14 protein-coding genes and 1 tRNA gene are annotated in these 12,763 nt (G+C 39.0%); 13 read left to right on the top strand and 2 right to left on the bottom strand.

All coding sequences use genetic code 11. The annotated features are described in order from the left end of the window. Positions 1-22 precede the first annotated feature (22 nt). Positions 23-442: a PaaI family thioesterase gene (locus tag AC1M87_RS08500; protein WP_481593448.1), complete on the top strand. Its 420-nt coding sequence runs from the start codon at positions 23-25 to the stop codon at positions 440-442. 35 nt (positions 443-477) lie between these two features. On the opposite strand, the gene nadB is transcribed toward AC1M87_RS08500, so the two are convergent. Further along, on the bottom strand, positions 478-2,109 hold the full coding sequence (nadB, locus tag AC1M87_RS08495; protein ID WP_416224321.1) for an L-aspartate oxidase: 1,632 nt from the start codon (positions 2,107-2,109) through the stop codon (positions 478-480). A gap of 233 nt (positions 2,110-2,342) precedes the next feature. Between nadB and AC1M87_RS08490 the strand changes: the two genes are divergently transcribed. The 11 genes from AC1M87_RS08490 (at position 2,343) to AC1M87_RS08440 (ending at position 11,599) form a co-directional block, all read left to right on the top strand. Beyond that, positions 2,343-3,728: a Do family serine endopeptidase gene (locus AC1M87_RS08490; RefSeq protein WP_092767061.1), complete on the top strand. Its 1,386-nt coding sequence runs from the start codon at positions 2,343-2,345 to the stop codon at positions 3,726-3,728. 112 nt (positions 3,729-3,840) lie between these two features. Beyond that, positions 3,841-4,302 carry an acyl-CoA thioesterase gene (locus AC1M87_RS08485; RefSeq protein ID WP_481593447.1) on the top strand — a complete coding sequence of 154 codons (462 nt, stop codon included), beginning with the start codon at positions 3,841-3,843 and terminating at the stop codon, positions 4,300-4,302. Between the two features lie 163 nt (positions 4,303-4,465). Beyond that, positions 4,466-6,283, top strand: coding sequence for a translation elongation factor 4 (gene lepA / locus AC1M87_RS08480; RefSeq protein ID WP_481593446.1), 1,818 nt, complete (start codon positions 4,466-4,468; stop codon positions 6,281-6,283). Positions 6,284-6,299: 16 nt separating this feature from the next. Further along, the gene (lepB, locus tag AC1M87_RS08475) at positions 6,300-7,154 is read left to right on the top strand and encodes a signal peptidase I (RefSeq protein ID WP_481593445.1); all 855 of its coding nucleotides are present in this window, start codon (positions 6,300-6,302) and stop codon (positions 7,152-7,154) included. Positions 7,155-7,179: 25 nt separating this feature from the next. Then, positions 7,180-7,554, top strand: a complete 375-nt coding sequence (locus AC1M87_RS08470; RefSeq protein ID WP_035267180.1) for a DUF4845 domain-containing protein — start codon at positions 7,180-7,182, stop codon at positions 7,552-7,554. Next, positions 7,526-8,227, top strand: coding sequence for a ribonuclease III (gene rnc / locus AC1M87_RS08465; protein WP_035267179.1), 702 nt, complete (start codon positions 7,526-7,528; stop codon positions 8,225-8,227). The genes AC1M87_RS08470 and rnc overlap by 29 nt, the downstream gene beginning before the upstream one ends. Then, positions 8,224-9,252 (top strand): GTPase Era, encoded by a 1,029-nt coding sequence (gene era, locus AC1M87_RS08460; protein ID WP_035267178.1) that lies wholly within the window; start codon positions 8,224-8,226, stop codon positions 9,250-9,252. Before rnc ends, era begins: the two co-directional genes overlap by 4 nt. A 26-nt stretch (positions 9,253-9,278) precedes the next feature. Further along, complete coding sequence (locus AC1M87_RS08455) at positions 9,279-9,470, top strand: NF038104 family lipoprotein (RefSeq protein ID WP_180028433.1); 192 nt, start codon at positions 9,279-9,281, stop codon at positions 9,468-9,470. 12 nt (positions 9,471-9,482) lie between these two features. Next, positions 9,483-10,196, top strand: a complete 714-nt coding sequence (gene recO / locus AC1M87_RS08450; protein ID WP_092767057.1) for a DNA repair protein RecO — start codon at positions 9,483-9,485, stop codon at positions 10,194-10,196. 9 nt (positions 10,197-10,205) lie between these two features. Further along, positions 10,206-10,931 carry a pyridoxine 5'-phosphate synthase gene (gene pdxJ / locus AC1M87_RS08445; RefSeq protein ID WP_035267175.1) on the top strand — a complete coding sequence of 242 codons (726 nt, stop codon included), beginning with the start codon at positions 10,206-10,208 and terminating at the stop codon, positions 10,929-10,931. A gap of 14 nt (positions 10,932-10,945) precedes the next feature. Further along, positions 10,946-11,599 (top strand): MiaE family protein, encoded by a 654-nt coding sequence (locus AC1M87_RS08440; protein WP_481593444.1) that lies wholly within the window; start codon positions 10,946-10,948, stop codon positions 11,597-11,599. An 84-nt stretch (positions 11,600-11,683) separates the two neighbouring features. Here the strand turns inward: AC1M87_RS08440 and AC1M87_RS08435 are convergent. Next, positions 11,684-11,759 (bottom strand) — tRNA-Asn (locus AC1M87_RS08435). Between the two features lie 238 nt (positions 11,760-11,997). Here AC1M87_RS08435 and AC1M87_RS08430 point away from each other — a divergent pair. Further along, positions 11,998-12,441, top strand: a complete 444-nt coding sequence (locus AC1M87_RS08430) for a hypothetical protein (RefSeq protein WP_481593443.1) — start codon at positions 11,998-12,000, stop codon at positions 12,439-12,441. Positions 12,442-12,763 lie beyond the last annotated feature (322 nt).

The following is a 12,763-nucleotide window of genomic DNA, read 5'->3' as shown; positions in this document are numbered from 1 at the left end:
TGGAAAAACGATTAGACTCAATATGATCAGTAATAAAGAAGAAATACTCAAATTCCTAAAAACCGAATTTCCACAAAGTCTCCAAAAATGTGAAATAGTATCGGTAGAGCCACGTGGTGCTACAGTCATTTATCATGTTGATGAAAATGATTTAAGACCTGGAGGGACAGTTTCAGGTCCGACCATGATGACAGCTGCCGATTATGGGTTGTATATCGCAATACTGGGAGAAATTGGTATTGTAGGTCTTACAGTGACAACCAATATGAATATTAACTTTCTTAGAAAACCCAAAGGTGGTTGTGACATCAAGGGTGTTTGTAAATTAATGAAAGTTGGCAAAACTCTAGTTGTCGGAGAGGTTTACTTATACTCTGTTGGGGATGATGAGCCGATAGCTCACGTTACTGGGACTTACTCAATTCCGCCCAAAAGGGCATAAAAAAGCGAGTATGAACTCGCTTTTTTATGTTGAACTTAAACCTCAACTAAAGGTGTTTCCACTTCAAAATTTGGTGGGGTGAGTACAGTTTTTCGTAATTCTTGCGAAGGCTCAGGATAGTCCAAAGTGTAATGTAATCCGCGTGATTCTTTTCTTTGCATCGCACAACGAATAATCATCTCAGAAACGAGTACAAGGTTACGAAGCTCAATTAGATTTTTACTGACATGATAATCTTGATAATATTCGGTGATTTCATGTTTCAGCATTTCAACGCGATGTAATGCACGTTCTAAACGTTTGGTCGTTCGTACAATACCTACATAGTTCCACATGGTCTGACGTAACTCATCCCAGTTTTGCAAAATGACAACGTCTTCATCAGGATTCATGACTTGAGAAGCATCCCATTCAGGGACTTCATAGTGATCTATAATATTTTGATGTTGATCTTGAATATGCTTTGCTGCACTCATGCCATAAACAAAACATTCTAAAAGTGAGTTACTTGCCATACGGTTGGCGCCGTGTAAACCTGTATAAGACGTCTCACCAATCGCATATAGACCTTGAATGTCCGTTTGACTATGTTCATCGACTACGACACCACCACAGGTGTAGTGCGCTGCTGGCACAACTGGGATCATATCTTTGGTAATATCAATACCCAGCTCGAGTAGGCGAGCATACAAAGTGGGGAAGTGCTCTTTAATGAACTCAGGGGTTTTGTGGGTAATATCTAGCCATACATGTCGTATACCCAATCTTTTAATTTCGTAGTCGATAGCTCGAGCTACAATATCACGTGGTGCTAACTCTGCACGTTCATCGAAACGAAGCATGAAGCGTTCGCCGTCAGGTAAACGAAGATAAGCGCCTTCACCACGCATTGCTTCAGTAATTAAGAAGGAACGTGCTTGAGGGTGATATAAACAGGTTGGGTGGAATTGATTAAATTCCATATTGGCGACGCGGCATCCAGCACGATATGCCATTGCAATACCATCGCCTGTAGCGATATCAGGGTTAGAGGTATATAAATATGCTTTCATGGCACCGCCACATGCCAGTGCAGTAAATGGTGCTAAGAAAGTATGCACTTGCTCGGTTTGCTCATCTAAAGCATATAAGCCTAAAGCACGATTTTCCTGATTCAAATGCCCCAGCTTATGCGCTGTAATGAGGTCAATCGCAATGTAATTTTCAAAGATGTGAATATTGTTTTTTTCTTGTGCCCGTTCAACTAAAGTGGTTGAAATTGCTTTCCCTGTTGCATCTGCGGAATGAATAATGCGGCGCTGAGAATGCCCACCTTCACGTGTGAGATGCAAGTTATCTTCATCATCTAGTGTGAATTTAACACCTTGTTTCAGTAAAAAATCAACAGAGGGTTTTCCTCCTTCAACCGTGTGTTGAACAGCTTGTTTTTCACAGAGATAAGCACCTGCAATGAGCGTGTCATCAATATGTTGTTGAATAGAATCAGCCTCATCAAGAACAGCTGCAACGCCGCCTTGTGCATAATACGTGCTGGCATCTTTCAAATGAGATTTTGCTAACACTGCGATATTAAAATGATCAGGTAATGAGAGTGCTAGACTTAAACCCGCACCGCCACTGCCCACAATAATCACATCAAATTGATGCGCACTTGTATTTTTCGGCATTTCCATTCGCAAACTGAATTTTAAAAGTGCGTTAATATGGCTCTTTTTTAAAGCAAAATTCAAGAGTTTGATTGATCAAATTTTTTTTTATGCACTTGAACTATTAGTTTTTAATCATATTTTAAGTAAAGTATTGTTTTCTATTAATATAGAAACATTTATTTACGCACAGAGAATTTTGATTGTGCTAAAAATTATTTTATCCAAGAATCATAAATGAGAGTTCACTTAACATGAAAAATCGCGTTATAGCATCAGGACTTTTTGCTGCAGTATTTACTGCGGCAGTGCAAACTCAAGCGGCGGCTACTGTTGACTTTTCAAATCTTGTAGAGCGAGTAAGTCCGGGTGTCGTCAGCGTGAATGTTGTTAAGAAAATGACACAAGAAGAAATTCTTCAACAACAAGTACCTGAACTGCTGAAACGATTCTTCGGCAATCAAATTATTATTCCGCAGCGCCAAGCTCCTCAAGAGAAAACGGGTTTTGGGAGTGCATTTTTTATTAGCCGTGATGGTTACCTGATTACCAACCATCATGTTGTAGAAAATGCTTCACAAATCACCATCATGTTAAATGATCGTCGCGAGATTGATGCCAAAGTTATTGGTAGTGATGAACGTACTGATGTGGCATTACTGAAAGTTGAAGGTGCGAACTACCCAGCACTTTCGACTGGGAATATCGACCAATTAAGAGTTGGAGAACCTGTTCTTGCCATTGGCTCACCGTTTGGTTTTGAGTACTCGGCATCTGCGGGGATTGTCAGTGCCAAATCAAGAAATATGTTGGGTGAAACATCAGTTCCGTTTATTCAAACTGATGTCGCATTAAACCCTGGTAACTCTGGGGGACCATTGTTTAATCAACAAGGTCAAGTGATTGGTGTGAATTCTCGTATTTTCAGTGGTACTGGCGGATATATGGGATTGTCATTCTCCATTCCAATCGATGTAGCGATGGATGTGGCGGATCAATTAAAGAAAAATGGTAAAGTTACTCGCTCATATCTTGGTATTCATTTACAAGAGATTGATCGTAACCTCGCAGAAGCTTATAAATTACCAAAACCTGAAGGTGCTTTAATCACAGAAATTGCGCCAAATTCCCCAGCAGAGCGCGCTGGCTTAAAGCAAAATGATATTATTTTGAAATACAACGGAACTGCAATTTCAAGAACGAGTGAGCTATTAAATTACTTAAATAGAACACAGCCAAATCAAAAAATTCAGTTAGAAATATTGCGTGATGAACGTGTACGTACGATTACAGCAACACTTGCATCAGCACCAGATGAAACACCAGCACAAGCGCAAAATGTAAGTGAAGCCAAAAAACGCGGACCTACACTAGGTGTTGCGATTCGCGAACTTGCACCTGTTGAAAAAACACGTCTTGGTGTTAAAGGTGGTGTCTACATTCAAGAGGTTGTACGCGGAGGTTTGGCGGCACAATCTCGAATTATGGCTGGTGATGTGATCACCTCGATTAATGGTAAGAATGTAAGTACAACACAAGATTTTGTGGAGGCGGTGGCTAATCTTAAAACCAATACCGTTGCACGAGTGGGTATCATCCGTGAAGGGCGAAATGCCATGATCGGATTAAGAATCAAGTAAACATGAATTGAATAAAGGGCCTTGCGATAGCAAGGTCTTTTTTATTTAACTCTAAAATTATATTAAACTCTTTTCGAATGTTGATGATGAATACGCAATACAAGGGAATACAGTGAGTACAATCTTTGACCTTAAAATAAAAGCAATAGCACAAGACATTGATATTTTAGGTCATGTGAATAATGTGGTGTATGTAAAATGGATGCAAGATGTTGCAACAGCACATATTGAACAACTGGGTTTAGGGGTTGAGCAATATCTAGAACTCAAACATGCCATGGTTGCAGTTGAGCATCACATGAATTACAGAAAGGCGTGTTTTGAAAATGATGAAATTATTTTAAGAACTTGGCTTAATGATTTGAATGCGATGTATTCATTTCGTCAGTACGCTTTTTTTAGACCTTCAGACCAATCATTATTATTTGTGGGAAATACCAAATGGGCCTGTGTAGAGATTGCAACAGGCAGACCCAAACGATTATCTCCAACATTTACTCAAGCTTATCAGCCTATTTCTGAGGTATTAAATCCTTTGGATTTCACTCAAGATTATTCTTTATCCGCTAACTAAAGAATTGCTTGAGTCGGTCGAATTAAATATTTCACCACATGGTGTTCATTATTATGAATACTTTGAAAAATCCATCTGCTATAATCGTCCGCAATTTGTTAAACAGCTTTTGCTATGTAGTTTTTATTTCATGCATAGCGCAATTTATTGTTCAAGGTAACCCATGGCGCAAGCTAAAAAATCCGTAAATATCAAAAATATACGTAACTTTTCGATTATTGCTCACATCGATCACGGGAAGTCGACATTAGCTGACCGTTTTATTCAGACCTGTGGTGGTTTGCAAGATCGCGAAATGCAAGCGCAAGTTCTAGACTCAATGGAGCTTGAGCGTGAGCGCGGGATTACCATTAAAGCGACGTCTGTGACGCTTTATTATACGCATCCAAATGGTGAAGAGTATCAACTCAACTTTATTGATACACCAGGGCACGTGGATTTCTCATATGAAGTATCACGTTCGCTTGCTGCTTGTGAAGGTGCGCTTTTAGTTGTCGATGCAGCTCAAGGTGTTGAAGCTCAATCAGTTGCAAACTGCTATACAGCAATTGAGCAAGGGCTTGAGGTTCTACCTGTACTCAATAAAATCGATTTGCCTCAAGCAGAACCTGAGCGTGTCATTCAAGAAATTGAAGACATTATCGGAATTGAAGCAACTGAAGCACCTACGTGTTCAGCTAAAACTGGATTAGGAATCGAAGGTGTTTTAGAAACACTTGTGAATACCATTCCTGCTCCGACGGGTGACCGTGAAGCGCCGCTTCAAGCTTTAATTATTGACTCATGGTTTGACAACTATTTAGGTGTTGTATCCTTAGTCCGTATCAAGCAAGGTCGCGTGCGTAAAGGCGATAAAATGTTGATGAAATCAACGGGTCAAACGCACATTATTACCTCTGTCGGTATTTTCAATCCTAAACATACAGAAACTGATATTTTAGAAGCAGGTGAAGTCGGCTTTGTGATTGCTGGTATCAAAGATATTTTTGGTGCGCCAGTCGGTGATACGATCACACTTGCAACTACGCCAGAAGTAGAAACTCTACCTGGATTCAAAAAAGTTAAACCGCAGGTATATGCAGGTTTATTCCCGATTGATGCAAGTGAATTTGAACCTTTCCGTGAAGCATTACAAAAACTGCAAATTAACGATTCAGCATTATTCTTTGAACCTGAAAGTTCTGATGCATTAGGATTTGGTTTCCGTTGCGGTTTCTTGGGTATGCTGCACATGGAGATTGTACAAGAGCGCTTAGAGCGTGAGTATGATCTAGACCTTATTTCGTCAGCACCGACTGTGATTTACGAAGCTGTCATGAAGAGTGGCGAGACAGTTTATATCGACAGTCCATCAAAAATGCCAGATGGTTCGACGGTAGAAGACCTTCGTGAGCCGATCGCAGAATGTAATATCCTTGTGCCACAAGAATATCTTGGTAATGTAATGACGTTATGCGTTGAACGCCGTGGTGTTCAAAAAGACATGAAGTTTATGGCAAACCAAGTAGCCATTACATTTGAAATACCAATGGCTGAAGTCGTGATGGATTTCTTCGATAAATTAAAATCATGTTCACGTGGTTTTGCATCGTTAGATTATAACTTCGTCCGTTTTGAGTCTTCTTCTCTTGTAAAAGTAGATGTCTTGATCAATGGTGAAAAAGTCGATGCATTGGCAATGATTTGTCATCGTCAAGATGCGCGTCATCGTGGTATTGCACTTGTTGAAAAAATGAAAGATTTGATTCCACGTCAAATGTTTGATGTGGCGATTCAAGCTGCAATTGGTGCTCAAATTATCGCGCGTTCAACAGTAAAAGCAATGCGTAAGAACGTATTGGCGAAATGTTATGGTGGTGACGTTTCACGTAAGAAGAAACTTCTTGCGAAACAGAAAGAAGGTAAGAAACGTATGAAGCAGGTGGGTAGTGTAGAAATCCCACAAGAAGCTTTCTTAGCAGTGTTAAAAGTAGAGCGATAACAACAAGGAATATCCCATGGATTTTGATTTTAATCTCATTCTCGTACCTGCAACCCTGATCTTTTTTGGATTATGGTTGCTGGATAAATTGGTACTCAAACAAAGAGCAACCAAAGGAAAAGGGAATGAAAATTTCATTATCACATGGGCATATGATTTTTGGCCTGTACTTGCAGTTGTGTTAGTGCTGCGATCATTCTTCTTTGAACCTTATAATATCCCATCTGAATCCATGGTTCCGGCATTGGAAACGGGTGATTATATCTTGGTAAACAAATATCAATATGGTGTTCGTTTACCGATTAGTAACACCAAAGTGTTGAATGTCAATGAGCCTGAACGTGGTGATGTGGCGGTATTTAGATATCCACCAAACCCATCAATTAGCTATATTAAGCGTATTATTGGTTTACCTGGTGATCATATCGTTTTTGAGAGTAATCAATTAACTATCAATGGTGAAAAAGTTGTAACGGAAGCGGCTGAATTTAATCGTGAAAAAGATGTTTCAGACACGCCAAATTCAATTTATCATTATGAAACCTTAGGTGATCATAAATATTTGGTTCGTAATTTAGAAGGTCAAAACCCGATTATTGCGCATTTCAATTATGCACAAACGAAAGAAGATCTTCCTTATGTTGCCACTGCGAATGATCGCTTTGTGAGAACAAATGGTCAAAGCTGGGAAGTAACTGTTCCGAAAGGATATTACTTTGCCATGGGTGACAACCGTGATCAGAGTGCTGATAGTCGAATCTGGGGATTCGTACCTGAGGCAAATTTAACAGGACAAGCAATTTATGTATGGATGCATAAAGAAGCTGGTTTGAAATTGCCATCATTCAGTCGTAATGGTCAAATTCAGTAATCTTCAAATATATGGATAATAAAAAATGCGTAACACTCAACGTGGTGCATCGTATACAGCGATTTTATTAGGGGTAATTGTTGCGGCATTTGGACTTAAAGTGCTCGTAGCATTGTGGCAGCCTTATTGGGATGACCGACTAATCAATCAATTGATTGAAGAGCAAGTTGCAATCAGCTCAAAGGCGACAACACCACAACAGTTTGCTTCAACAATGGGGCAGAAATTTAGCATGAACAATATCCGTGACATTGAGTTCAAAGATATTGCGACTGTCAAATCTAAACAAGGTTTACAAGTGACAAAGAAATATGAAGTAAGAAAGCCATTCTTATTTAATATTGATTTAGTCCTCACATTCGAGAAAAGTTTTGATCAAAGGTCAGTTCAAAGTAAGTGATTCTCGCTTACTGAGTCGCATCGGTTATCAGTTTAAGAAAATTGAATTACTTCAACTTGCATTGACACACCGATCAGTTAGCCATAAACATAACTATGAACGCCTAGAGTTTCTAGGCGATTCATTGTTAGGTATGATTATTGCCAATTACCTTTATCATGCTTATCCACATGAAAACGAAGGTCGTCTGACGCGTATGCGAGCTACTTTGGTTCGGCAAGAAGCGTTAGGCAAAATTGCCACAGATTTGAAACTTAGTCAGAGTTTAATACTCAGTACTGGTGAATTAAAATCTGGTGGTCATCATAGAGAGTCGATACTCGCTGACACAGTCGAAGCGATTATTGGTGCAATCTATACTGATAGCCAAGATTTAAAGTTGTTAGAATCAATTGTGTTGAAATGGTATGAACCTTATTTAGATCATATTGAACCAACAGATCAATTGAAAGATCCTAAGTCCCGTTTACAAGAGTATCTTCAAGCTCGTAAAAAACCTCTCCCAGTGTATGAGGTTGTTGATATTCAGGGTGATGCACCCAACCAACATTTTAAAGTGGAATGTATGGTTGAAGGCTTGCCAAAATGTATGGGTGAGGGTTCAAGTCGTCGTTTTGCTGAGCAAGCAGTAGCGGCGGAAATTTTAAAATTTTTGGAGCAAAAGTCTTCATGACTACTCATTCCGATCACATCGATGCTGATCACGAGTCGCAAGACAGCGGCAATGATTTAATCAATCAATTTTTTAGTTCTCAAGGTACTACAATTCCCTCAGACTACAAAAGTGGCTTTGTAGCAATTGTAGGTCGTCCGAATGTAGGTAAATCTACATTAATGAACCATATTTTGGGTCAGAAGCTTTCGATTACGTCTCGTAAGCCTCAAACAACTCGACACAAGATTGTGGGTATTGATACGCGTGAGAAATCTCAGGCAGTATTTGTTGACACCCCTGGAATGCATAAGAAAGAAGTCCGTGCTATCAATAAAATGATGAATCGTGCAGCTCATTCAGCCTTGCGTGATGTAAATCTTGTACTGTTTGTTGTAGACGCTGACAAATGGACTCAAAATGATGAATTAGTCCTTGAGAAGCTCAAAAATGCCGAAATGCCTGTCATCTTGGTCATTAATAAATTGGACACATTTGAGAATAAAAATCAGGCATTACCACTAATTCAAGAACGTACTAAATTAATGAATTTTGCTGAGATCGTTCCGGTATCGGCATTGCGTGGCGCTAACCTTGATCATCTTCGTGATACGATCGAAAAATACTTACCGTTTCAACCACCATTGTATGCACTAGATCAACTCACAGATCGTTCTGAACGCTTCTTAGCTTCTGAAATTATTCGTGAAAAAATCATGCGTCAACTGGGTGAAGAGCTTCCATATGATTTAACGGTTCAAATTGAATCGTTTAAAACAGAAGAAGCGACTCTAAATGAGAAAACTGGTCGTATGAAGCCCGCTTGTACCTATATTGATGCTACGATTTTTGTTGATCGCCCTGGGCAAAAAGCCATTGTCATCGGTGAAAAAGGATCAAAATTGAAAAAAATTGGTATGGATGCACGTGCTGATATGGAAAAAATGTTCGAAGAAAAGATCATGCTCACCCTTTGGGTTAAAGTCAAAGGCGGTTGGTCTGATGATGAGCGTGCATTAAAAAGCCTAGGATATAGTGATATCTAAGGATTAAACGGTTATAGGAGCTGATGATGATGAAGATGGTTGCGATAATTGTATGTGCTTTGGTTTTACAAGGTTGCATTCATAAAGTTGTCACAGTTCCTGTAAAAGTTGCGTATAAAACCACCAAAGGAGTCGTCAAAGGTACTGCAGCAGTAGTTGGGGCTGTTATTCCCGATGGTGATGACGATGATGAAAAAGAACTAAAGAAAGATAAATAATAAGATTAGTCGATGCGAAATGAACTTTTGCATGGATACTTAATCCATCATCGAAAGTATCGAGAGCGGAGTCATATTGTCCATTTATTCACTGAAGAGTATGGACGAGTTGACGGCATACTAAGACAACCTCCACCACCGCAATATCAGCCTATCGCACTCCAAGCGACAGGTAAGTCTGAATTAAAAAATTTCACAAAATTAGAAATTGTTAATCATCCTATTTTTTTTCATGGAGATGCATTCTTTTCAGGATTTTATTTAAATGAAATCTTATTGAGATTATGTCCATTAGAAGAGGCAATGCCAGATACTTTTGCACAGTACCACAAGACATTAGAAAGTTTACAAAAATTAGCTCAACATTCAAATCCTAACGAATTCTTGAAGCAAATTCTTCGTCAATTTGAATACGTACTTCTAGAAGAGCTTGGTTATGCGATTGATTACTCGATAGACGCACACCAAAATGAAATTTTAACTTCACAAAAATATCAATTTCAATTAAACGAAGGCTTCATACCAGTTCAGTATTCAAGTGCCGCTACACTGACAGGTGAGCAAATTCGCAGCATGATAAATTATGAAAATGGTACAGATTTCAACGCTGAACAGTTACAATTGTTGAATAAATTATATCGTCAAATGATTACTTCATTATTGGGTGATCGCCCACTAAAAAGTCGTCAATTGTGGATTCAAAACGCTCAATCAAAATCAAATTAGGAAAATGTTATGGCTGCATTGCTTGGTGTGAACATTGATCATGTTGCAACTCTAAGACAGGCTCGAGGCACACGCTACCCGGATCCAGTACAGGCAGCACTAATTTGTGAAGAGGCAGGGGCCGAAGGCATTACATTACATTTACGTGAGGATCGTCGTCATATTCATGATGATGATGTCCGTCGCATGCGCCCTGTACTTAAAACACGCATGAACCTTGAAATGGCAGTGACAGATGAGATGGTGGCATTTGCTAAAGAAATAAAGCCGCATCACGTGTGTTTTGTGCCTGAAAAGCGTCAAGAAGTCACGACCGAAGGTGGCTTAGATGTTGTTGGTAATTTTGAGGCTGTTAAGTCTGCTACACAGGAATTAGCAGCGATTGGATGTGATGTATCGTTATTTATCGATGCTGATATTGAACAAATTGATGCTGCAATTGCCTGTGGTGCGCCAACTATTGAGATTCATACAGGTGCTTATGCAGATGCTGAAACAGAAGAAGCACAGCAGGTAGAGTTACAACGTATTATCCGTGGAACAGAGTACGCTGCTGCTAAAGGTTTGGTTGTAAATGCTGGGCATGGACTTAATCTTGACAATGTTGCTCCTATTGCAGCAATTCCTCAAATACATGAATTGAATATTGGACATTCTCTGATTGCCGATGCTGTTTTTAAAGGACTTACGCAAGCAGTTCAAGATATGAAAGCAGCAATCAAAGCTGCACGATAAGATTGATGAGTACTATGTCAAATATTGATTATGATGAATTAATGAAGCCTGTCATAGGCTTCCTTGGTTGCGAAACTCCACAAGCTTGGTTAGATGAGGCTGTAAATAATCTTGATATTTTGATGCAAGATCATGCGAACTGTGAAAAGAAAGCAGCCAGTACAGCCATGAATCTCATGTTTAGATACAGCTTTTTTGTAGATTTACAAGTCAAGCTCGCTCAATTAGTGCGTGAGGAAATGCTGCATTATGAGCAGGTTTTAGAGTTTATGAATAAGCGCGGGCAGCAATGGGTTGGTTTAAGTGCTGGGCGTTATGCGGGTGGCTTACGCAAAGAAATTCGAACGTATGAACCAGAAGCGCTAATTGATGTTTTAATTATTGGTGCGTTTGTGGAAGCACGCTCATGTGAACGTTTTTATGCATTAGCGCCCAGAGTCGATGAGGAATTAGGGCGCTATTATCGCTACTTACTAAAATCTGAATCACGCCATTACGAGGATTATTTGGCTCTAGCTCTGGATGTGGCTAAAACTGCGAAATTGAAAGATCCTGAGGAGGATATTCAAAGTCGTATAGAGCACATTCGAAAAGTTGAAAAGCAACTCATCTTAACACCTGATGAAACCTTCCGTTTTCACAGTGGAGTTCCAGCAAAAGCAGCTTAAAATATGGTTGAGAAAATCCTCCCAAGTGGGGGATTTTTTTGGCAAAAAAAGCCCAAGTCTTAAATGCTTGGGCTTTTTAGTATTTGGCTCTCCAACCTGGGCTCGAACCAGGGACCTGCGGATTAACAGTCCGTCGCTCTACCGACTGAGCTATTGGAGAATCTGAATGCGATTATAAGGGGATTTAAGATTGGGTCAAGTGTAAATTGCCATACAATTGTCACTTTTGAGCCGCATGTTGTTTATTTGCTCAAATAAAATGTTTTTTTTAATTTACTTGCCAATTTAGAATGAGCTTGTTAGATTTATTTAACAACAGAGCGCTTGAAACAGAGTTTTAAGCAGTGTGGATTTATACCAACTTGCCAGCACTAAATGGCTAAAATAGGAGAAAGCGAATGAATACGCTTACCATTTCTCAGATCTTTTCTAATCTTGAATTCTATAAACAAAATTACCTGTCTATCTTAAATTCGCCTAGTTCTTATTTCATTGAAGTAGAGGGCGCGGTAATTGATGTATTTCCTTTTAAAAAACATCATCTGGTTTTGGGAGAGTTATTGCAGTTGTGGTTTTCTGAAAAATGGTCTATTGATCACGATCAATCATTCACGCTTGAACAATATTTGGCAGCAAATGACTTAAAAGCTAACTTAAATAAAGTCTATATCTACTCCATAAAAGGGAATGCTATTCTTGGCACGAATAAATCGCTTGCTTGGTTAAATGAGTCGAATGCGGTGAGCGAGATTTTATTAAAGTCACCACTTAAATATTATGTTGAATGCCTAAGTTGTTCTCGTCCTTCAAAGCATTTGTTTAATAAACAGCTTACAGTTTAGGCAAAGTTTCACAAGTTAAATCTGAAATTGTTGAATGAATTGATTTTTTTTAAAATATAGTCCAAGTTAGCCTGTGTCATTTTATCTTCTTTAGTAGGGTGAATTGGTGTTTCTAGAACTTATTTTTCATTAATTAAATCCCATATTATGGTTACTTAGATCAGTTCCAACTTCTATATGATGGTGCAAAGCATATCTATAAATGGGATTTTTCAGTGATAAATATGATGTTTCAGATTGGGCTATCGATACTATGAATAGTGTATAAACCTTAATTTATCAGCGGGCTACTTAGACAACTGTTGGATCATGTTTGAGTTGC

It is taken from the genome of Acinetobacter sp. 24-47-62 (assembly GCF_056779765.1).
This window is presented reverse-complemented; position numbering and strand designations above follow the sequence as displayed.